The organism is Microbacterium sp. Leaf436, from assembly GCF_001424715.1.
Lineage (GTDB): Bacteria > Actinomycetota > Actinomycetes > Actinomycetales > Microbacteriaceae > Microbacterium.
In genome coordinates this window covers 171,509-191,372 of sequence record NZ_LMRB01000001.1, presented here as the reverse complement: position 1 = coordinate 191,372, position 19,864 = coordinate 171,509, and the positions used below count along the sequence as shown (strand labels likewise).

The following is a 19,864-nucleotide window of genomic DNA, read 5'->3' as shown; positions in this document are numbered from 1 at the left end:
GTTGTCTCGTCGGATCGGTGCGGATGCGGGCGGCTCAGGCCGCCGCGATCCACACGGTCGTGTCGGTGGGCAGGCGCTCGCCGTCGAGGGGACCGCTCGCGATGAGCACCTCGCCCGCGGGCAGCTCGACCGGGGAGTCACCGAGGTTGGCGATCACGGTGAGCGTGCCGTTGCGCAGCGCCACGACGTCGTCGCCGTAGCCGTCGAGCCACTCGATGTCGCCCGCACCCAGGCCGCGCGCGCGGCGCTCGGCGAGCAGCGCGCGGTAGAGCGTGAGGGTGGAGGAGGGGTCGTCGACCTGCACGTCATGCGCGAGCTCGGCCCACTCGGCGGGCTGCGGCAGCCAGGCCTCGCCGGTGGTGTTGAAGCCGTACGCGGGGGCGTCGGCGGTCCACGGGATCGGCACGCGGCATCCGTCGCGTCCGTAGCGCTCGCCGTTCGTGCGGAACCAGGTCGGGTCCTGTCGGGCGTCGTCGGGCAGGTCGATGACCTCGGGCAGGCCCAGCTCTTCTCCCTGGTAGAGGTACGACGAGCCCGGCAGGGCCAGCATGAGCGAGGTGGCGGCGCGGGCGCGGCGCAGGCCCTTCACCGGGTCGGGCTTGCCGGGGGACTTCGGGCCGATGCCGGCGCCCTGCGGGTTCTCGGCCGTCAGCGCCAAGCGCGAGGCGTGGCGCACGACGTCGTGGTTCGAGAGCACCCAGGTGCTCGGGGCGCCCACGGCGGTGTACTCCGCGATCGACTCCGTGACCACGTCGCGCAGGGCCGCGGCATCCCACTTCGTTTCGAGGTAGTGGAAGTTGAACGCCTGATGCATCTCGTCGGGACGCACCCACAGCGCCGTCTGCTTCACCGTCGGCAGCCACGCCTCGGCGCAGAGCGCGCGGTCGCCGTCGTACTCGGCGAGCACCTCGTGCCAATCGCGCCAGACGTCGTGCACGCCCGGCTGGCCCCAGTACGGCACCTCGGCGGCGTCGCCGCCCATCGAGCCGCCCTCGGGGTCGGGCGTGAAGTCGGGCAGGCCCTCGGCCTTGATGAGGCCGTGCGCCACGTCGACGCGGAAACCGTCGATGCCGCGGTCGAGCCAGAAGCGCAGGATGTCGCGGAACTCCGCGCGCACCTCGTCGTTCGTCCAGTCGAAGTCGGGCTGGCTCTCGTCGAAGATGTGCAGGTACCACTGGCCCGGCGTGCCGTCGGCCTCGGTCACGCGCTTCCACATGCCGCCGCCGAAGACGGACTCCCAGTTGTTCGGCGGCAGGTCTCCGTTCTCGCCCTTGCCCTCGCGGAAGATGTAGCGCGCCCGCTCGGGGCTGCCCGGCGCCGCCTTCAGCGCCTCTTGGAACCACACGTGCTGATCGCTGGAGTGGTTGGGCACGAGGTCGACGATGACCCGGATGCCGCGCTCGTGCGCACCCGCGAGCATCGCGTCGAAGTCGGCGAGGGTTCCGAAGATCGGGTCGACGTCGCGGTAGTCGGCGACGTCGTAGCCCGCGTCCTTCTGCGGTGACCGCTGGAAGGGGCTGAGCCAGATGGCATCCACCCCCAGGTCGTGCAGGTCGTCGAGGTGAGCGGTGACGCCGGGCAGGTCGCCCAGGCCGTCGCCCGACGCATCCGCGAACGAGCGCGGGTAGATCTGGTAGATGACGGCGGTGCGCCACCACTCCGCGCCGGGCGCCGAGGCGAGGTCGGAGCGCGCGTCTTCCTGCGTGAAAGTCATGCGACCACGTTAGTGCAAGCGCTTGCAGTCGCGTGTCTCGACGGTGTCCCCGCGCCCCTTGCTCGTTGAGTGTCCGGAACACGCCGTAGTCGTCGGGCCGTACGCGGCGTGTCGTGGACACTCGACAGGGATGTCGCGCGGGGCGGCCGGCGCGCGTCGTGCGGGCGGCGGGGGTGGGCGTCGTACGGGCGGTGCTCGGCGCGTGCGCCCAGCGCCCTGCGCCCGCGCCCGGCGCCCGGCGCCGGGTGTTGAGTGTCCGAGACATGCCGCTCGCGGCGGGGCATGCGCGGCGTGTCCTGGACACTCAACGGGGAAGGGCGGGGGTGGAGCGCCGCGATTAGGCTGGGGCGGTGCCCGACGCCTCTGCTCTCGCCCGCGCTGAATCGCTCATCACGAGCATCCCCGACTACCCGAAGCCGGGGATCGTGTTCCGCGACATCACGCCGCTGCTGACGGATGCCGCGGCCCTGCGCACCGTCGTCGAGGCGTTGATCGAACCCTTCGCCGGCCGCTTCGACGCCGTCGCGGGGGTCGAGGCGCGCGGCTTCCTGCTCGCCGGCGCTGCGGCGATCGTCGCGAACGTGGGGCTGATGCCCATCCGCAAGGCCGGGAAGCTCCCCCGACCCGCCGCCGCGGTCGAGTACGACCTCGAGTACGGCTCGGCGACCATCGAGATGCACGACGACAATGCCGCGGGCGCCCGCGTGCTGCTTCTCGACGACGTGCTCGCCACGGGCGGAACGCTCGCCGCCGGCCGCGAGCTGCTGCAGACGGTGGGCAGCGAGGTCATCGGCATCGCGACGCTGCTCGAGATCGACGGCCTCGGCGGCCGCGAGGTGCTCGGCGGCGACGTGCACGCGGTCTTCCACGTCTGACGCCGCCTTCGCCCCGCCTCGTACCCGCCCCCAGCGTCGAGTGTCCACAACACGCCGCGCGGCCCATCGCACGCGCGGCGTGTCTTGGACACTCAACGAGAGGGGGCCGTCGCGCGCCGCGCAACGCGCACCGACGCCACGGCATCCGCCACCGCTCCCGCGACCCGGTCGGTCTGGCGCAGGGGCAGGGCGTTCGAGTGGGGCCGCGTGAACGCCCCGGCCTCCATGGCCGAGGTGAAGGGGCCGAGGGCGAAGAGCGTGGGGTGGGCGGAGCCGTCGCGGGCGATCACCCGGCCGTCGGCGTCGACGTCGATGCGGCCGAGCGAGCCGGTGAACGTCGCGTCGCTGACGTGCACCTCTCGGCCGTGGCGCGTCGCGAGTTCGCGGAGCGCGGGGTTCTCGCTCGAGGCGGCCCCCATCCCCGGAAGCCAGGCGTCGATGAGCGACCCCGCCCGCACCTCGCCGGGAACGCGGGGAGAGGATGCCACGAAGCGGCCGTCCGCGATCCGAACGGCGACCTCGGGGCCGAGGAAGCGAACGACCCCGGCGTCGGCGAGGGCGCCGATCTCTTCCAGGCGGTGCGCGGGCGGGCCCGAGGCGACGTAGCTGAAGAACGTGTGCCAGGTCACGGGCAGGTCGACGGCCCGCGAACGCGCGCTCCACCGCTCGGTGGGGATGTCGGCCAGGGCCAGGAACGACAGCAGGATCGTGAGGAACAGCGCCTGCGCGGTGCTGCGTTCCTGCGTCGCGCGCAGCTGCAGGTCGTCGGCGATGTGGCGGCGCACGCGCCGGTGCACGTCGGCGGCGTCGACGAACGCCTCGTCGCCGAGCGGCACGTCGAGTGCGGGCACGTCGAAACGGTCGAGCGGGTCGGGCACGACGGCGGCGACCGCGCGGCGGAGGGCGGCCGTGTTCCCGTCGACTTCGCGCAGGATCGCGCGGAAGGCCGCCCACGTCGTCGTCACCCGCTCGGGGTGGCCGGTGAACAGCTCGCGGTAGTGCCCCCACACGAGCTCCCGCGCGACGAGCGGCCACACGTCGTCGAGGAAGTCGATCGTGCCCGGACGGGCGAGAAGATCGGCGATCGCGGCCGGGGTCAGCACCTCGCGCGTCGGCGGTTCGCCCTGTACCTGGGATGACACCTTCGAGCGGTACGGCACCCCGCGGCGGGAGCCGAGGTGCAGCCGCGGCTCCCGCCCCGACGGCTCGTACCGCAGCCGGCCGTCGGCGGTACGCGCGAAGCGGCCGCCGCGTCCTTCGGCCAGCAGCACGACGGCATCCACCGCAGCCAGGCCCATTCCGCGCACGATGACGTCGTCGCCGGGGCGGAGCACCGAGAGGTCGGCGTCGGCGGTGAACGACGGCGGCACGTAGGTCAGCCCGGTGTCGGCGGCCGCGAGGAGCAGGTCGCGGGTCTGACCGTCGGGATCGCGTCCGTTGTGACCCAGGGCGTACACGACGATGTCGGCGGGTAGACGGATGCCGTCGGCCAACGCCACCTCGTACCCGTCGACCGTGTCGTCGACCCACTGCACGGCGCCGCGGTGCCACCGCACCTCGACGCCCGGGGGCGCGATGGCGACCGTGCGCCGCCAGAACCAGTCGAGGTACACGCTCTGCAGCCGGCGCGTGGGGAAGCTGTCGCCGCGGAGCGCCTGCAGCTCGGCCGCGAGGTCGGGATCGTCGATCTCGACGTCGGGCAGCGAGCCCGCGCGGACGCGCTCGGCCCACTCGATGAGCGACGGTCCCGAGCGCACCGGCCCCGCGATCGTGCACGACTCGTCGGTGAACACCGTCACGTCGCGCGCCATCGAGTTGAGCTTGAGCAGGGGCGACTGCTCCCGCCGCCAGATGCGGCCGGCACCGGGCGGGTGCGGGTCGACGAGGGTGACGTGCAGCGCCGGGGTCGCGGCTTTCGTGCGCCGGGCGAGCAGGCGCTCGACGAGCATCACGGCGCGGGGTCCCGCGCCGACGATGACGAGCCGCGCCGCCCGGTCGCTCATCGCGCGGCGGCCGTCGCGGTGTCGTGCGGCCCGGGGGTGTCCGGAGCGCCCGCGACCACCGGCGGCAGTCCCAGCAGGTCGTGCAGGGTCGCGCCCTCGTCGTACGAGCGGCGGTACGACCCGCGCTCCTGCAGCAGGGGCACGACCTTCTCGGTGAACTCGTCGAGGCCGTGCGGGGTGACGTGCCCGACGACCGTGAAGCCGTCGGTCGCGCGCTCCTGCACGTACCGGTCGATCTCGGATGCCACGTGCTCGGGCGTTCCGACGAAGGTGTGGTTCGCCGTCAGGCGGATGACGAGCTCGCGGATGCTGAGGTTCTCGGCCGTCGCCTGCGCGCGCAACTGACCCACCCGGGCGCGGATCGCCGCGTGGCGCCCGGCGAAGCCCTGCGCCGTCTCGACGCCCGTGTCGGGTTCGACGTCGGGCAGGGGGCCGTCGGCGTCGTACCCGCTCAGGTCGCGGTTCCAGATCTGCTCGAGATAGGTGATCGCGGTCTGCGGCCGCACCTGGGCGAGCGCGATCTCGCGCGAGTGCTCGCGGGCCTCGGCCTCGGTGTCGCCGAGCACGAAGGTCGCCGCGGGCAGGATCTTCAGCGAGTCCTCGTCGCGGCCGTGGGCGGCGAGGCGACCCTTCACATCGCGGTAGAACTGCTGCGCGTCGTCGAACGCGGTGTGCAGCGAGAAGATCACGTCGGCGTGGGCGGTGGCGAAGTCGCGGCCGTCGGGGGAGTCGCCGGCCTGCACGATCACCGGCCGGCCCTGCGGGGAGCGGGGGACGTCGAACACCGCGTCGACGTCGAACAACCGCGTCTCGTGCCGTACCCGCGCGATGGCGTCATCGCGCAGGAACGCCCCGGTGTCGGCATCCGCCACGATCGCGTCGTCGCGCCACGACGACCACAGCGCTTTCGAGAGTTCGGCGAACTCGGAGGCCCGCACGTACCGGTCGGCGTGGTCGAGGTAGCCGCCGCGGCGGAAGTTCGCCCCGTGGAACGCGTCGGAACTGGTCACGGCGTTCCACCCCGCGCGACCGCCCGAGAGCAGGTCGAGGGTGCCGAGCTGTCGGGCGAGCTCGTACGGCTCGTTGAACGTCGTGTTGAGCGTGCCGACCAGGCCGATGTGCTCGGTGACGGCGGCCAGGGCGGTGAGGATCGCGAGGGTGTTCGGGCGTCCCGCCACGTCGAGGTCGTGCAGCTGCCCGCGGTGCTCGCGCAGTCGCAGCCCCTCGGCGAGGAACAGGTAGTCGAAGAAGCCGCGCTCGGCGGTGCGGGCGAAGTGCTCGAACGACGAGAAGTCGATCTGACTGCCCGCGGCCGGGTCGGTCCAGACGGTCGTGTTGTTCACCCCGGGGAAGTGGGCGGCGAGATGGATCCGGCGGCGGGTCATGCGCCGACCTCCTGACGGGCGTAGCGGCTGGCGAGACGGGGGAGTCCGACGCGCTCGCGCAGCGTGGGCGCGCCGTCGTCGGGGAGCAGGATGCCGGCGCTCGCCGCCCGCGGGATGACCCGGTCGGCGATGGCCTCGAGGTCGGCCGGAAGGCGGGCGGGACGCAGGCGCACACCGTCGACCCCGGCGTCGGCGAGGGCGCGGATCTCGTCCACGACGTCGTCGGCGGTGCCCACGACCACGCGGGCGTCGGTGGTGAGCGGCGCGCGCTCCTGCAGGCGGTTCCAGACCGCGGCGGCCGCGGCGGGGGTCTCTTCGACGAGGACGAGCAGGTCGGCGAAGACGCGCAGGGGCTCGTCGAGCGCGCGCGCCGCGTCGGCGGCCTCGGCCAGCTCGCTCCGGATGCCGTCGACCGCGGCCGCATCGGCGGGCGTGACGAACACGAGGTCGGCGTGCTCCGCGGCGAAGCGGTAGGGCACGCTCTGGTGGGCAAGCGCGGTGACGAGAGGCTGTCCCTGGGGGGAGCGCGGCACGATCGAGGCGCCTGTGATGGAAAAGAACTCGCCCTCGAACGCGACGTTGTGAACGCGGTCCCGGTCGAGGAACTTCCCCGACGCGAGGTCGCGCACGATCGCGTCGTCTTCCCACGAGTCGGCGAGGCGGCGGATGACGTCGGCCACCTCGCCGGCCTCGCGGAAGGCCGCGAGCAGCGCCGGGTCGTCTTCGACGCGACCGGATGCCGGCAGCCCCGTGGGTCCGTCGGTGCGGCGCCCGAAGTTCGCGCGCTCCTGCACGGTGGAACCCGCGACCAGACGCACGCCCCCGCGGCCCCGGCTGACGTGGTCGAGGGTCTGCAGCCCCGTGGCGAGGTGGAACGGCTCGGGGTGCGCGGTGGTCGCCGTCGGCACGAGGCCGATGCGGCGCGTGACCGGTGCCAGGAACGACGCCACCAGCACCGCGTCGAGGCGCCCCCGCACGCGGTCGCGCCGGGTCTCGGCATCCGGCTCGAAGGAACGGCCGCCGAGGCTCAGCGCGTCTTCGATCGTCGCGAGCAGCAGGCCCGCGTCGTCGGCCGTGCGGGCGAGCGCGCGCCAGTACGCCGGCGACGTCAGCTCGGCGGGCCGCGCCGTGGGCTCGCGCCAGGCGGCCGGGTGCCAGCCGGCGCCGTCCAGGGCGACGGCGAGGTGGATGCGGTCCGACATCGGGGATTCCCTCCGCGGCGGGTCCGTCCCGCCGAGACGCCCACTGTGCCGCCGCGGCCCTGTCGACACAATCGGGCGCGTCACACAGCGCCGCGAGGCGTCATGTTACGAGCGCCGCGGGTTCGATCCCCCTCCGCTCCGCCTCGCGGCGGGGCGGACGGCGGTGAGGCGCGGAACCTACCGTCCGCGGCGCGCGAGCGCGCGCCGGGGCGGCGACTGTGTCGCCCCGCGACGTAGCGAGTCCGACGGTGACGTGTCGCTACGGCCCGTGTCGCCCGAGATGAGCGCGCGGCCGCGGCCGCCTAGCTTCGGCCGGAGCGTGCAGCATTCCCACCCCCCATCGAGAGAGGTCCGCCCATGAGCGCCCCCGCCGCGATCGCCCCCCTCACGGGGCTCTCCGCCCTGTTCGACGACGTGCGTCGCGAGGCGTCGCGCATCGACGTGCGACCGCCGTCGGTCGAGACGGCGGCGTTCGCCCACGACGCCGGCACGGCGCCGCGGCGCGGGACCGCTGTGCAGGACGGGCCGGCGGTCGCGTTCCCGGCCACCGTCGCCGAGGTGCAGCAGCTCGTGCGCCTCGCCGGCCGCCACGGCGTCAGCGTCGTGCCGCGCGGCGCGGGGACCGGCCTGTCGGGCGGTGCCGCGGCGGGCGCCGACCAGCTCGTGATCTCGACCGACCGACTCACCCGGATCGTCGAGGTGTCGCCCGCCGACGAGGTCGCCGTCGTGGAGCCGGGTGTGCTCAACTCCGCCCTCAACGAGCGCCTCGCCCCGCTCGGCCTCTTCTACGCCCCCGACCCCGCGAGCTGGCGCATCTCGAGCATCGGCGGCAACATCGCCACCAACGCCGGGGGCCTGCGGTGCGCGAAGTACGGCGTCACCCGCGAGTCGGTGCTGGCCCTCGACGTCGTGCTCGCCGACGGCAGCCTCGTCTCGATCGGACACCGCTCGATCAAGGGCGTCACCGGTCTCGACCTCGTCTCGCTGTTCGTGGGCTCCGAGGGCGTGCTCGGCATCGTCGTCGGCGCCACCGTGCGCATCCGTCCGCTCCCCGTCGCGCGGCGCACGGTGACGGCGTTCTTCGACTCCACGGCTGCGGGGGCTGCGGCGATCGGGGCGATCACGGCCTCGCGCGTGCGCCCCAGCGTCATCGAGTTCCTCGACCAGCCCACCCTCGAGGGCATCGACGCGGCGAACGACTCCGGGCTCCGCGCCCGCGGCGCGGCCCTGCTGCTGATCGAACTCGACGGGTTCGGCATCGACGAGCAGACGGCCGAGCTGACCGCCGCGCTCGAGGCCGTCGGCGCCCGCGTGCGGGTCGAGACCGACGACGATGCCGAGGGGCTCTGGGAACTGCGCCGCTCGGGCCGCCGCTTCGACGACGGCTCCTGGTTCGCCGGCGGCGACGTCGCCGTGCCGAAGTCGCGCATCGCCGAGATCTTCGCCGGCTTCCCCGAGATCGAGGCCCGCCACGGCGTGACCGTCAGCGCCGTCGCCCACGCGGGCGACGGCAACCTGCACCCGGTCGTCACCCTGCCCATCCCCGCCGACGCCGACCCGGCGGTCGTTCCCGCGGCGGTACACGACGCCGCCGACGACCTGGTGCGTGCCGCCCTCGCCGTGGGCGGCACGGTCAGCGGTGAGCACGGCATCGGCACGGTCAAGCGCGCGCTCGCCGCCGAAGAGCTCGCCGCGCGCGTGCGGGCGGCGCAGCGCGCGATCAAGGACGCGCTCGACCCGGCCGGCCTGTTCAACCCCGGAAAAGCCCTGTAACCCGTTCCCCACAGCTCGAGGATTCTCATGACCACTCGCATCCGCCCCCTTCGACGCCTGCTCGGCGTCGCCTCCGCCCTCACCGTCGGAGCAGTCCTGCTCAGCGGCTGCGGCGCGGGCTCGACCGCCGCCCCGTCCGCCGACGCCACCCCGAAGCCCGGCGGCGACCTGGTGTTCCTCATCGACTCGCTCGGTGCCACCTGGATCCCCAACAACAGCTCGATCTCGAGCTATCAGGGCAACATCTGGGGTCACCTGACCGACAAGCTCGTCTACGTCGACGCCGAGGGGGCCCTCAGCCCGTGGATCGCCGAGAGCTGGGACGAGAACGCCGACAAGACCCAGTTCACCCTCCATCTCAAAGAGGGCGTGACCTTCTCGGATGGCACGCCGCTGGATGCCGCCGCGGTCGTGGCGAACATCGACATCTGGGCGAAGGGCCGCCCCGACGAGGGCATCAACCGCATCGGCCTGTTCCCCTCGGCCAACTACCAGGGCGCGGAAGCCGTGGATGCCACCACGGTGACGGTGTCGTTCTCGGCGCCCACGCTGAGCTTCATCCCGACGCTGGCATACCACGGCTCGATCCTGCTGTCGCCGACGACGCTCGCCCTCCCCGCCGACCAGCAGGCCGACCTCACGAACGACATCGGCAGCGGCCCCTTCACCGTCGAGAAGGTCGCCGACGGCGACAGCGTCGTGCTGAAGAAGCGCGATGACTACGACTGGGGCCCCGAGGCGATCGGACACGACGGCCCGGCCTACCTCGACACCATCACGTACAAGCAGGTGGCTGAGCCCTCGCTGCGCACCGCCTCGGTCGAGTCGGGCCAGGCGCAGGTCGCGTACAACGCCAGCCCGCAGGACCTCGACGCGCTGAAGGGTGAGGGCCTGACCGTCGAGACGCCGCGCTACCTCGGCTTCGTCAACGGCTACGCGCTGAACACCACGGTGGCGCCGTTCGACGACGTGCGCGTGCGCCAGGCGGTGCAGCACGGCATCGACCGCGACGAGATCCTCTCGACCGTCTACACCGAGGACTGGCTCGGGGCCGAGTCCTTCATCCAGAGCACGGTCCCCGAGGCGACCGATCGCAGCGCCGACTTCGCCTACGACCCCGACGAGGCGGCATCCCTGCTGGACGCGGCGGGATGGGTGAAGGGCGCCGACGGCGTGCGCACGAAGGACGGCCAGAAGCTCTCCTTCACGCTGTACCCGAACCCCTACCTCCAGGCCTCGCAGTCGGTCGACGAACTCGTCGACCAGCAGCTGACGACCCTCGGCTTCGAGGTGAACCTCGAGACGTACGACGTGCCGACCTACGGCCAGAAGGTCATCGGCAACGCCGCCGTGCCGGCGACCGAGATCACCCGCAGTTTCGTCGACGTCGGAACCGTCGCCGGCGTGCTCACCTCGCAGAAGAAGGGAGACGAGGACTGGTTCAAGGTCGGCACCTCGGATGCCACGCTCAACGACCTCGCCACGCGCATCGCCACGGCCACCGACCGCGACGCCCGTGCCGCGGTGGCCGACGAGCTGCAGGGTTACGTGCTCGATCAAGGCTACTTCGTGCCGCTCACCCAGATCGTGCAGCGCGTCTACGTGCAGGCCCCCGACGTCAGCGGCGTCACCTACAACGGCCTCGCCTACGCGTACTACCTGGACGCCTGGCTGAACGACTGACCTCGGCCGCGGGGGCGGGTGCACGGCATCCCTCCCCGCGGCGTCAGACAGAGAGGAAGAGAACATGCTGCGCATCTACGGCCGTTTCGCCCTGCGGCGCACCGGTCAGGCGATCGTCGTCGTCGTGCTGGCGTACCTGTTCACGTTCGTCGTGATCAGCATCCTGCCCGGCGACCCCGTGACGAGCACGCTGAGAAACCCCGACAACGGGTTCACCGAGGACGACATCGCGCGCATCGTCGCCTACTACGGGCTCGATCAGCCCTGGTACGTGCAGCTGGGCTCGTCTCTCGGCCGGTTCGTGGTGGGCGATCTCGGCGTCTCGCTGCGGTCGAACCTGCCCGTCGGCACCCTGGTGTTCGACGCCCTGGGCTCCACGCTGAGCCTCGCGGCGGCCGCGCTCCTCGTCGCGATCGTGCTGGCCGTCGTCATCGCGTACGGGACGCAGTTCCTGCCCCCGCGCTTCGGTCAGGGCGTGCTCCGCTCGCTGCCGTCGCTGTTCCTGTCGGTGCCGAACTTCGTCATCGGCCTTCTGCTCATCCACGTCTTCGCCTTCGGCCTCGGACTGTTCAGCATGATCGACACCGAGACGCCGTGGGGCACCTTCTTCGCGGCGGTGGCGCTCGGCGTCCCCGTGTCGGCGCAACTGGCGGAGGTGCTCATCGCCTCGCTCGACCACGAGTCGCGCCAGGAGTACGTCGCCGTCGCGCGATCGCGGGGGCTGCGGTCGGGGGCGCTGTTCCTGCGGCACCTCGCCAAGCCGTCGGCGTTGCCGACGGTGACGGTGCTGGCGTTGATCGTCGGTGAACTGCTCGGCGGAGCCCTCATCACCGAGGCGATCTTCGGCCGCGTCGGCATCGGCACCCTTGTGGAGTCGGCCGTCGCGAGCCAGGACCTGCCGGTGCTGCAGGCGGTGGTGTCGCTCGCGGCCGTGGTGTTCGTCGTGGTGAACCTCGTCGCCGACCTCGCGTACCCCCTGCTCGATCCCCGCGTCTCGGTGGGTCCGTCCGGGCGCCCGGCCGTCAGCGCTTCGCGCGAGGACCCGGCGCCGCTGCTCCGCGAGGAGGTGGGGATCGTATGACCGCCGCATCGCTCCTCGCGCCGCGGGCGACGATCGCCCGGGTGCGCGGCATCCGTCTCTCCGTCCCGATCGGCGTGATCGTGTCGTTCGTCGTCGTGGCCGTCGTGCTCGCCTGGTCGCTCGCGCCCACGCTGTTCACGACCCAGAACCCGGCGCAGGGAGTCCCCGCCGACAAGCTGCAGGGCCCCAGCGCCGCGCACGTGCTCGGCACCGACCATCTCGGTCGCGACCTGTTCGCGCGCATCGTGTTCGGCGCGCAGTCGTCGGTGACCAGTGCCCTCGTGGCCGTGACGATCGGGGTGGTCGTCGGCGGACTGATCGGTCTGCTCGCCGGCTTCCTCGGGTCGTGGACCGACGTCGTGCTGGCGCGCTTCGTCGACGTGCTGCTGGCGATCCCCGCGTTCCTGCTCGCCGTCGTGATCGTCAGCTCGCTCGGCTTCCAGACCATCAACGCCGCGATCGCCACCGGGGTGTCGGCCGTCGCGGTGTTCGCGCGCGTCATGCGGGCGGAGGTGCTGCGGGTGCGCTCCTCGGTCTTCGTCGAGGCCGCGCGTCTGCAGGGCGGCTCGAACCTGCACGTGCTGTTCCGGCACGTGCTGCCCAACGCCTCGCGCTCGCTCGTTCCGCTCGCGGTGCTGCAGTTCGGCCTGTCGATCCTCGTCATCGCGGGGCTCGCCTTCCTCGGCTACGGCGATCCGCCCCCGGCATCCGACTGGGGTCTGCTCATCTCGGCCGGCAAGGACTACCCCCGGGCGCCGTGGCTGGTCGTCTGGCCCGCCCTGGTGACCGTGGCGACCGTGCTGTCGATCAACCGCATCAGCCGCTGGCTCCGGAGGACGTCATGACCACCACCCTCGCGCTTCACCCCGAGACGGTCGTGGCGACCCCGCCGCTGCTGCGCGTGCAGGATCTCTCGGTCTCGTACGGCCGCACCCCCGTGGTGCACGACGTGTCGTTCTCGATCCCGCGCGGCGGCAGCCTCGCCCTCATCGGGGAATCGGGCTCGGGCAAGTCGACCATCGCGCGCTCGGTGCTCCGGCTCCTCCCGCGCGGCACGGGCCGGGCACGGGGACGGGTCGCCTTCGCCGGCGACGACCTGCTCGATCTCTCCGAGGCGCGGTTCCGGCCGTACCGCGGGCGCCGGATCGGCTTCGTGCCGCAAGACCCCGCCCACGCGCTCAACCCCGTGCGCACGGTGGGGTCGCAAGCGCGCGAGGCGGCCGCCCTGGCCGGTCTCGCCGACGCCCGCGCGCAGCGCGCGGCGAGCCTCGACGTGTTCGCCCGCGTCGGCCTGCCCGATCCCGCCCGGGTGTACGACTCGTACCCGCACCAGTTGTCGGGCGGCATGCTGCAGCGCGTGCTCATCGGGCTCGCCGTGCTGCCGCGGCCCGAGCTGCTCGTCGCCGACGAGCCCACCAGCGCGCTCGACGTGACGATCCAGAAGCGCATCCTCGACCTGCTCGACGATCTGCGCACCGAGGACGGCATCGGTCTGCTGCTCATCACGCACGACCTGGCGATCGCCGCCGAGCGCACCGACGAGATCGTCGTACTCAAAGACGGCCGCGTGCAGGAGGCCGGCTCGACCCGCACCGTCTTCGCCGCGCCGACCTCGCCGTACACGGTGCAGCTGCAGGCCGATGCGCCCGCGCTGAACCCCGACCGCTACCGCGGTGATGTCGTCGACCGCGGGGTCGACGAGTGGACCACCGACACCGCGTCGGCCCGCATCCACGTCCGCGACGTGTCGAAGAGCTTCGTCGTCGACGGGACGCCGCGCCCCGCGGTGTCGGGGGTCTCGTTCCGCGTTCCGGCCGGAACGACCCATGCCCTCGTCGGAGAGTCCGGCTCCGGCAAGACCACGACGGTCCGCCTGCTCCTGGGGCTGGAGAGCCCCGACGCCGGGGAGATCCTCGTCGACGGGAAGGCGGTGACGGGCCGCACGGAGCAGGAGCTGCGCGGCATCCGTCGCCACCTGCAGCTGGTGTACCAGAACCCCTTCACCTCGCTCGACCCCACCTGGAGCGTCGCGCGCCTCGTGCGTGAACCGCTCGACCGCTACCGCATCGGCACGCGCGCGGAGCGCTCGACCAGGGTGGCTGAGGCTCTGGATGCCGTGGGCCTGCCGCCCGAGCTCGCTCGCCGTCGCCCCGACGCGCTGTCGGGCGGACAACGCCAGCGCGTGGCCATCGCCCGTGCCCTGGTGCTCGAGCCCGACGTCATCGTGCTCGACGAACCGACCTCGGCCCTCGACGTGACCGTGCAGGCCGGGGTGTTCGAGGTGCTCCGCCGCCTGCAGCGCGAGCGCGGTCTCACGTACCTCTTCGTCTCGCACGACCTCGCGCTCGTCCGGCAGATCGCCGACACCGTGTCGGTGCTCAAGGACGGTCGGGTCGTCGAGGCCGGCCGCGTCGCCGACGTGCTCTCGCACCCGCGCGAGCAGTACACGCGGGCGCTCGTCGAGGCCATTCCCCGTCCCCTGGCCGCCCTGGCCCGACCCTCGGAGTCGTCATGACCCTCCTCGTCCCGTCCCGCCCCGCTCTCATCGAGGCGTTCACCGTCCCGAAGGGCTTCGGCGACCAGACCCTGCGCGACCGTCGACCCGATGCGATCGAGCTGCTCGGCGGCATCCCGGATCCGTCGGTGCTGCCGACCGCCGAGCTCGCCGAGGCGACGGCCCGCGTGCTCGCCGCGCCCGGGGCGCCGTCGTTGCAGTACTCCCGCACCGAGGGCATTCCGGCGCTGCGGGAGTGGATCGCCGCGCGCGAGGGCGTCGCCGTCGAGCGGGTGCTCATCACCAACGGTGGCTTCCACGGCCTCGCTCTCGCGGTGCAGACCGTGCTCGAGCGCGGCGACCTCGTGGCCGTCGACAACCCGGTGTTCCCGCTGTTCCTGCGCGGCCTCGAGCTGGCCGACGCGCGGGTGCTGCCCATCCGTGTCGGGGCCGAGGGGCTCGACGTCGACGAGCTCGCCTCGCAGCTGCGCGACGGAGCGCGCCCCGCCGCGGTGTACACGGTGCCGGAGTTCCACAACCCGTCGCAGTCGTCGTTGCCGACCGAGCGCCGTCGCGAACTCGTGGCCCTGGCCGAGAGGTTCGGCTTCGTGGTCTTCGCCGACGACCCCTACCGCGAGCTGCGGTTCCACGGCGAGCCCGAGTCGGTCGCGCCCTTCCACGACTCCGACCACGTCATCCACGTCAACACCTTCACCAAGACGCTCGGCCCGGGGCTGCGCCTGGGGTGGGTCGTGCTGCCGGAGCGGTTGGTCCCGGATGCCGTGGCCCTGCGCAGCCGCCAGGACTCGCACTCGTCGACCTTCGTGCAGGCGGTGATCGCCGAGCTGCTCACCAGTGACGCGGGGTTGTTCGACCGCGTGCTCGGGCGGGCGCGGTCGCTGTACCGCTCGCGCGCCCGGGCGCTCGCCGATGCTCTGGAGGCCGAGGCCCCGGGGGTGTTCGACGTCACGGTGCCCGACGGCGGGCTGTTCCTCTGGCCGCGGCTGAATGATGAGGCGATCGATGCCGACCGGCTCGCGGCCGACGCGAGCGCCGAGGGCGTGGAGTACCAGCGCGGGTCGTTCTTCGCCTCCGGCCCCGGAACCGACGCCGACCGGCACCTGCGTCTGGCCTACGGCGACACCGACGAAGACGACCTGCGCACGGCCGCAGCGCGCCTCGCGCGGGCGGTGGCGCGGCAGCGCTGAGGCGGGGCGCACGGGTGCGCGCAGGGTCGGTGCCGGCGTCGCGCGAGGTGGCGCGGGGCGGCGCCGGCGGGTGTGCGCAGGGTCGGCGATGTGCACAACCTCCGTTCGGTTCGGGGGATGCCGGCTGAGGTTGTGCGTATCGCTGAGGTTATGCTCGCGGCGCGGCGGGGCTCACGGCGTCGGGCTCCACCCCAGCAGCGGCCCCAACCGCCCCGCGATGTCCTCGAGGATCTGCACGTAGTCGTCGGGTGCGAGGTCGAACGGCAGGGCGAAGGCCACCTCGTCGATCTCGGCGAACGACGCCGTCGCCTGCAGCTGCTCGGCGATCTGCTCCGAGGTGCCGACGAGGTCGGCGGCGAACAGCAGCCCGCGGGGACCCTGGGGGATCCCGACGCGCCCGCGCCGCGACTCGGCGTAGGCCTCGTATCGCCGACGCTGGTCGGGTGTGGCCGTGTCGGTGGGGACCACCACGAGACCCTGTGACACGCGGGCGTTCTCGCCGTCGGCGTGCGTGTCGCGGTACAGGCGGATCTGCGCGTACTGCTCGGTGTCGAAGTCGGTCGACGTCGTCGACTGGATGACGCTGCTGGTGAGCAGGTGGAAGCCGTTCTCGGCCGCCCAGGTCGTCGAGGTGGGGCTCCCGGCGCCGTACCAGAGCCGGTCGGCGAGGCCCGCGGAGTGCGGTTCGATGCGCTCGGAATACTCCTCGATGCCCTCGGTGCCCGCGAACGGGCTGACGGCCTCGCCCGCGAGGAAGCGGCGGAGCCGCGCGAGGCGCCCGTACCCGAAGTCCTCGTGGTCGGACGTGTCGGGGTACAGTGCGGCGGCGATCTCGTCGAGCCGGCGCGGCGGACCCACCGAGAAGCCCGGCTCGAGGCGTCCACCGCTGAGCACGTCGACGGTGGCCAGGTCTTCGGCGAGGCGGAACGGGTTCTCGTAGCCGAGCGGGATGACCGCGGTTCCGAGCCGGATGCGACTCGTGCGCTGGGATGCCGCGGCGAGCACCGCGACGGGGGAGGACAGGCCGTACTGCAGGTGCCGATCACGCAGCCACGCGCTGTCGAAGCCGAGGCGCTCGCCGCGCTCGATGATCGACAGGGTGGTCTCGTGCCCGGCGCGCGGGTCGTCGCGGTCGAAGAGGCCGATGGTGAGGAAGCCGAGGGAGCGGAGCGCGCGGGTCATGCCGGCGTCCGCACGGCCGCGAACCGGTTCCGCCGCCGCAGCGCGAAACCCAGGCGCTCGTACGCCGCGATCGCACCGACGTTCGTCGCCGCCGCGTGCAGCAGTGCGCGGTCACCGCGCTGCTGGATGTGGAACGCCACGTCGAGCACGAGGCGCGAGGCGAGGCCCTGGCGCCGGTGATCGGCATCCACCGCGACGGCACTGATCTCGGTCCACCCCGTGGGGTGGAGGCGCTCGCCGGCCATGGCCACCAGACGGCCTTCGCGACGGATGCCGATGTATCGACCGAGCTCGTAGGTGCGGGGCCGGAAGGGGCCGGGCTGATTGCGGTCGACGATCGCGATCATGTCGGCCGCGTCCGCGGCATCCAGTTCGATCGCTTCGTCATCGGGACGCGTCCGCAGGGCGTCGGTCTCGACGAGCTGCACCCCCTCGCCCCCGCCGAGGTACTCCCACCCCTCGGGGAAGCCGCCCTCGTAGCCCGACAGGCCGACGTCGGCGCCCGGTCCGACGAGGTCGCGCAGGGCGTCCCAGACCCCGGGTTCGTCCCACGTGCGCACGGCGACGAACGGCGCGACGTCCTCGGCATACCGGCGGACGAGGTCGCCGCCGATGGCGAACGAGGAGTGCGGGCCGGCCAGGGAGTGCCAGGCGGCGTTGTCGAGGACGGTGGCGTCGGCGTGGGGGATGTCGAGGAGCGATGCGGAGGTCACCGGGACACTCTGCGCCGGTCGCGGCGGCCGTGCAAGCCGGGGGTCACGAGACGCAACCGGACCACCCCACGATGACGGCGTGTGAAGACGTTCGACGCCCGGTGACGGTCGCCGACTCCGCGTTGCGAGTGGCGCCCGCCGAAGTGTTACCCGCGGTTTCCGGTGCCGGGGGAGAGTCGCGAGGAGCGGGGAGATACTGACGGGATGACGGCGGTGGACAGCACGTGGACGATCGAGCGGGTCGACTGGCACGACGAGCGGGCGGTGGCGTTGCGCGCCGCGATGGATGACGAGATCGGCCCGCGGTACGCCGATGCGTTCGCGGCGTTCGATGACGAGACGCGCGCCCTGCTGGCCGAGGACTTCGCGGTCGATCCCGCCACGATCGTCGACGTGCTGCTCGTGCACGACGGGTCCGGCGAGCCGGTCGGCCACGCGGCGCTCCGCGCCCTCGGCGGCGAGCTCGAGGTCAAGCGCGTCTTCGTCGATCGCCGCGCCCGCGGGCAGGGGGCGAGTCGCGCGCTCATGGCCGAGCTCGAGCGCATCGCGCGGCACCGGGGCGCGTCTCGGCTCATCCTGCAGACCGGCGACCGGCAGCCCGAGGCCATCGCGCTGTACGAGCGCATCGGGTACCACGCCATCGACACCTTCGCGCCGTACGTGCGGTTCCCCGCCTCGCGGTGCTTCGCGAAGCCGCTGGCCGCGGGATCGTCGGCCGCGTGACCGACGACATCCTCGACGTCGCCGTCATCGGCGCGAGCGCGAGGCGGCCCGCCCGAGCGCGGGGGTTCGGGGCGCGAAACGTGCGGTGGGGCGGACAATGACCGCCCCGCTGCACGAACCCCGCCCCGAACGGTGCAGGGCGGGTCGCACCAGCGCCGTCAGAGGTCGTACGCGAATGCCCGCAGGTCGAGGAAGCGACCGGGCTCGACCTCGACCGGATGCTCGCGCTCGGTCAGCCGGCGGAAGCCGAGCTTGAGGTACAGCGCGTGGGCGCCGAGCATCTCGGGGCCGCTGTTCATCACGACGCGCTCCGCCCCGCGCGCCCGGGCGAGCTCGATCACGTGACGGGTGAGAGCCTCGCCCACGCCGCGCCCCCGGGCCGTCGGCGCAACAGCGAGCTGACGGAAGTCGAGTTCACCCTCGACCGCGAGCGGCGACAGGCGCTCGCCGGGCCGGGGTGTCCAGACGGTGCCCACGATCTCGTCGCCGTCGAGGGCGACCCACACCTCGCCCTGCGCGACCCGGGTCGCAACGTCGGCGAGCGACGCGAGGTAGCCCGCGGTGAGTCCCTCGTAGCTGTGGCGGTAGGCGTCGGCGGTGAGGCGCCCGGCATCCGCGTGCTCGTCGGGCGCGACGAGGCGGATGGTCAGGGCGGGGGCGTCGGTGCGGGCTTCGGCCGGCGCGAGAGCGTCGCCGGCGCCCGCGGCGCGGTCGGCGGGGAGCGAGGTGGTCATGGCATCCCTTCGAGGAAGCGAGAACGCGGCCCGGTCTCGAGGACCGGGCCGCGTTCAGGTCAGGACTTCGGGAGTCCGGGCGGGTTGATCTGCGAGGTCTCGATGCCCTCGGACTCGAGGTTCCACACCTTCAACACGTCGGCGTACTTTCCATTCCGGATGAGCTCCTCGAGCGCGACGTTGACCGGCTCGACGAGCCCGTTGCCCTTCTTCGTGCCCGCAGCGATGTCGGCCTGCAGCGGCCAGCCGCCGGGGACGATCCCGACGATCTTGGTCTCGCCGGTTTCTTTCGCCGCCCACGCGGCGGTGGCGTTCGGACCGAAGGTCGCGTCGACACGGCCCGACTGCAGGGCGAGGGTCGCTGCGGCATTGTCGTCGTAGTAGTTCAGCTCGGCGGGGGCCTTGCCCGCGGCCGTCAGCTCGGCGTTCCAGCTCAGCAGCACCTTCTCTTGGTTCGTGCCCGAGCCCACGACGACCTTGAGGCCCGAGATGTCGTCGGCCTTCTCGATCTTCTCGATCGCGCTGTCGGAGCGCACGGCGAAGCCGAGCAGGTCCTGCCGGTAGCTGGCGAAGTCGTACAGCTCCTTGCGCTCCTCGGTCACGGTGACGTTCGAGGTGATGAGGTCGTACTTGCCCGATTGGATGCCGAGGGGCCAATCCGCCCACGCCACCACGACGGGGTTGTACTCGAGGCCGAGGCTCTCGGCGATGAGCGAGCCGATGTTGGGCTCGGTGCCGGCGGGCAGCGTCTCGCCGTCGGGCACGTAGCTGAGCGGCGGCACGAAGGCTCCGACCGCGACGGTGAGCTTGCCCGGCTCGATGGGCGCGAAGCCGCTGGCTTCGAGCGCGGCGACGGCGTCGGGGATCGGATCGGTGTGCACCCACTCGACGGCGGGGGCGGATGCCGAGGGCTCCGGCGCCGCGACCGCTTCGGCCGGGCGGTTGATGCCGAGGGCGACGCCGCCGCCGCCGACGACGGCGACGACCGCCGCGGCGATCACGCCGATCGCGATGCTCTGCTTCTTGCTGAGGGCCATGCTGTGTCTCCTTGTGAGGGGTGGATGCCGTGGCGCCGGTGTCGCGTCACGGACGGC

Annotated in this window: 16 protein-coding genes; 8 read left to right on the top strand and 8 right to left on the bottom strand. The window is 72.8% G+C overall.

All coding sequences use genetic code 11. The annotated features are described in order from the left end of the window. Positions 1 to 34 precede the first annotated feature (34 nt). Positions 35 to 1,714, bottom strand: coding sequence for a glycoside hydrolase family 13 protein (locus tag ASG45_RS00820; protein ID WP_055832074.1), 1,680 nt, complete (start codon positions 1,712 to 1,714; stop codon positions 35 to 37). A 350-nt stretch (positions 1,715 to 2,064) separates the two neighbouring features. Between ASG45_RS00820 and ASG45_RS00815 the strand changes: the two genes are divergently transcribed. Then, positions 2,065 to 2,589 (top strand): adenine phosphoribosyltransferase, encoded by a 525-nt coding sequence (locus tag ASG45_RS00815; RefSeq protein ID WP_055832072.1) that lies wholly within the window; start codon positions 2,065 to 2,067, stop codon positions 2,587 to 2,589. 92 nt (positions 2,590 to 2,681) lie between these two features. Here the strand turns inward: ASG45_RS00815 and ASG45_RS00810 are convergent, their stop codons facing one another. The 3 genes from ASG45_RS00810 to ASG45_RS00800 are packed head-to-tail and all read right to left on the bottom strand — an operon-like array spanning position 2,682 to position 7,179. After that, positions 2,682 to 4,592 carry an FAD/NAD(P)-binding protein gene (locus ASG45_RS00810; RefSeq protein ID WP_055832070.1) on the bottom strand — a complete coding sequence of 637 codons (1,911 nt, stop codon included), beginning with the start codon at positions 4,590 to 4,592 and terminating at the stop codon, positions 2,682 to 2,684. Next, on the bottom strand, positions 4,589 to 5,977 hold the full coding sequence (locus tag ASG45_RS00805; RefSeq protein ID WP_055832069.1) for an NtaA/DmoA family FMN-dependent monooxygenase: 1,389 nt from the start codon (positions 5,975 to 5,977) through the stop codon (positions 4,589 to 4,591). The genes ASG45_RS00810 and ASG45_RS00805 overlap by 4 nt, the downstream gene beginning before the upstream one ends. Beyond that, on the bottom strand, positions 5,974 to 7,179 hold the full coding sequence (locus ASG45_RS00800; protein ID WP_055832066.1) for an LLM class flavin-dependent oxidoreductase: 1,206 nt from the start codon (positions 7,177 to 7,179) through the stop codon (positions 5,974 to 5,976). Before ASG45_RS00800 ends, ASG45_RS00805 begins: the two co-directional genes overlap by 4 nt. 357 nt (positions 7,180 to 7,536) lie before the next feature. Here ASG45_RS00800 and ASG45_RS00795 point away from each other — a divergent pair, with 357 nt between their 5' ends. The 6 genes from ASG45_RS00795 to ASG45_RS00770 all read left to right on the top strand — a co-directional run bounded on the left by ASG45_RS00795 (position 7,537) and on the right by ASG45_RS00770 (position 15,418). Continuing rightward, positions 7,537 to 8,952 (top strand): FAD-binding oxidoreductase, encoded by a 1,416-nt coding sequence (locus ASG45_RS00795; RefSeq protein WP_055832065.1) that lies wholly within the window; start codon positions 7,537 to 7,539, stop codon positions 8,950 to 8,952. 27 nt (positions 8,953 to 8,979) lie between these two features. Further along, positions 8,980 to 10,635, top strand: a complete 1,656-nt coding sequence (locus ASG45_RS00790) for an ABC transporter substrate-binding protein (RefSeq protein WP_055832063.1) — start codon at positions 8,980 to 8,982, stop codon at positions 10,633 to 10,635. A gap of 64 nt (positions 10,636 to 10,699) precedes the next feature. After that, entirely contained in the window at positions 10,700 to 11,716 is a 1,017-nt protein-coding gene (locus ASG45_RS00785; protein ID WP_055832061.1) for an ABC transporter permease, read from the top strand. Next, complete coding sequence (locus tag ASG45_RS00780) at positions 11,713 to 12,561, top strand: ABC transporter permease (protein ID WP_055832059.1); 849 nt, start codon at positions 11,713 to 11,715, stop codon at positions 12,559 to 12,561. The genes ASG45_RS00785 and ASG45_RS00780 overlap by 4 nt, the downstream gene beginning before the upstream one ends. Then, positions 12,558 to 14,231, top strand: a complete 1,674-nt coding sequence (locus ASG45_RS00775; protein ID WP_156459316.1) for a dipeptide ABC transporter ATP-binding protein — start codon at positions 12,558 to 12,560, stop codon at positions 14,229 to 14,231. The genes ASG45_RS00780 and ASG45_RS00775 overlap by 4 nt, the downstream gene beginning before the upstream one ends. Continuing rightward, positions 14,228 to 15,418: an aminotransferase-like domain-containing protein gene (locus tag ASG45_RS00770; RefSeq protein ID WP_055832057.1), complete on the top strand. Its 1,191-nt coding sequence runs from the start codon at positions 14,228 to 14,230 to the stop codon at positions 15,416 to 15,418. The genes ASG45_RS00775 and ASG45_RS00770 overlap by 4 nt, the downstream gene beginning before the upstream one ends. 171 nt (positions 15,419 to 15,589) lie before the next feature. On the opposite strand, the gene ASG45_RS00765 is transcribed toward ASG45_RS00770, so the two are convergent. Together ASG45_RS00765 and ASG45_RS00760 are read right to left on the bottom strand one after the other, a co-directional pair. After that, complete coding sequence (locus tag ASG45_RS00765) at positions 15,590 to 16,600, bottom strand: LLM class flavin-dependent oxidoreductase (protein ID WP_055832055.1); 1,011 nt, start codon at positions 16,598 to 16,600, stop codon at positions 15,590 to 15,592. Then, complete coding sequence (locus ASG45_RS00760) at positions 16,597 to 17,313, bottom strand: GNAT family N-acetyltransferase (RefSeq protein ID WP_055832053.1); 717 nt, start codon at positions 17,311 to 17,313, stop codon at positions 16,597 to 16,599. Before ASG45_RS00760 ends, ASG45_RS00765 begins: the two co-directional genes overlap by 4 nt. Before the next feature lie 204 nt (positions 17,314 to 17,517). Between ASG45_RS00760 and ASG45_RS00755 the strand changes: the two genes are divergently transcribed. Further along, positions 17,518 to 18,036, top strand: coding sequence for a GNAT family N-acetyltransferase (locus ASG45_RS00755; protein WP_055832051.1), 519 nt, complete (start codon positions 17,518 to 17,520; stop codon positions 18,034 to 18,036). Positions 18,037 to 18,194: 158 nt separating this feature from the next. Here the strand turns inward: ASG45_RS00755 and ASG45_RS00750 are convergent, their stop codons facing one another. Then, complete coding sequence (locus ASG45_RS00750) at positions 18,195 to 18,770, bottom strand: GNAT family N-acetyltransferase (RefSeq protein ID WP_082516396.1); 576 nt, start codon at positions 18,768 to 18,770, stop codon at positions 18,195 to 18,197. A 59-nt stretch (positions 18,771 to 18,829) separates the two neighbouring features. Continuing rightward, complete coding sequence (locus tag ASG45_RS00745) at positions 18,830 to 19,807, bottom strand: ABC transporter substrate-binding protein (RefSeq protein WP_055832049.1); 978 nt, start codon at positions 19,805 to 19,807, stop codon at positions 18,830 to 18,832. Positions 19,808 to 19,864 lie beyond the last annotated feature (57 nt).

Excerpts from the sequence above, each read along its gene's own strand:
- ASG45_RS00795 (WP_055832065.1), top strand. The coding sequence starts at position 7,537 with ATGAGCGCCCCCGCCGCGATCGCCCCCCTCACGGGGCTCTCCGCCCTG.
- ASG45_RS00755 (WP_055832051.1), top strand. The coding sequence starts at position 17,518 with ATGACGGCGGTGGACAGCACGTGGACGATCGAGCGGGTCGACTGGCAC.
- ASG45_RS00765 (WP_055832055.1), bottom strand. The coding sequence starts at position 16,600 with ATGACCCGCGCGCTCCGCTCCCTCGGCTTCCTCACCATCGGCCTCTTC.
- ASG45_RS00785 (WP_055832061.1), top strand. The coding sequence starts at position 10,700 with ATGCTGCGCATCTACGGCCGTTTCGCCCTGCGGCGCACCGGTCAGGCG.
- ASG45_RS00780 (WP_055832059.1), top strand. The coding sequence starts at position 11,713 with ATGACCGCCGCATCGCTCCTCGCGCCGCGGGCGACGATCGCCCGGGTG.
- ASG45_RS00800 (WP_055832066.1), bottom strand. The coding sequence starts at position 7,179 with ATGTCGGACCGCATCCACCTCGCCGTCGCCCTGGACGGCGCCGGCTGG.
- ASG45_RS00790 (WP_055832063.1), top strand. The coding sequence starts at position 8,980 with ATGACCACTCGCATCCGCCCCCTTCGACGCCTGCTCGGCGTCGCCTCC.
- ASG45_RS00770 (WP_055832057.1), top strand. The coding sequence starts at position 14,228 with ATGACCCTCCTCGTCCCGTCCCGCCCCGCTCTCATCGAGGCGTTCACC.
- ASG45_RS00745 (WP_055832049.1), bottom strand. The coding sequence starts at position 19,807 with ATGGCCCTCAGCAAGAAGCAGAGCATCGCGATCGGCGTGATCGCCGCG.
- ASG45_RS00810 (WP_055832070.1), bottom strand. The coding sequence starts at position 4,592 with ATGAGCGACCGGGCGGCGCGGCTCGTCATCGTCGGCGCGGGACCCCGC.
- ASG45_RS00750 (WP_082516396.1), bottom strand. The coding sequence starts at position 18,770 with ATGACCACCTCGCTCCCCGCCGACCGCGCCGCGGGCGCCGGCGACGCT.
- ASG45_RS00805 (WP_055832069.1), bottom strand. The coding sequence starts at position 5,977 with ATGACCCGCCGCCGGATCCATCTCGCCGCCCACTTCCCCGGGGTGAAC.
- ASG45_RS00775 (WP_156459316.1), top strand. The coding sequence starts at position 12,558 with ATGACCACCACCCTCGCGCTTCACCCCGAGACGGTCGTGGCGACCCCG.
- ASG45_RS00820 (WP_055832074.1), bottom strand. The coding sequence starts at position 1,714 with ATGACTTTCACGCAGGAAGACGCGCGCTCCGACCTCGCCTCGGCGCCC.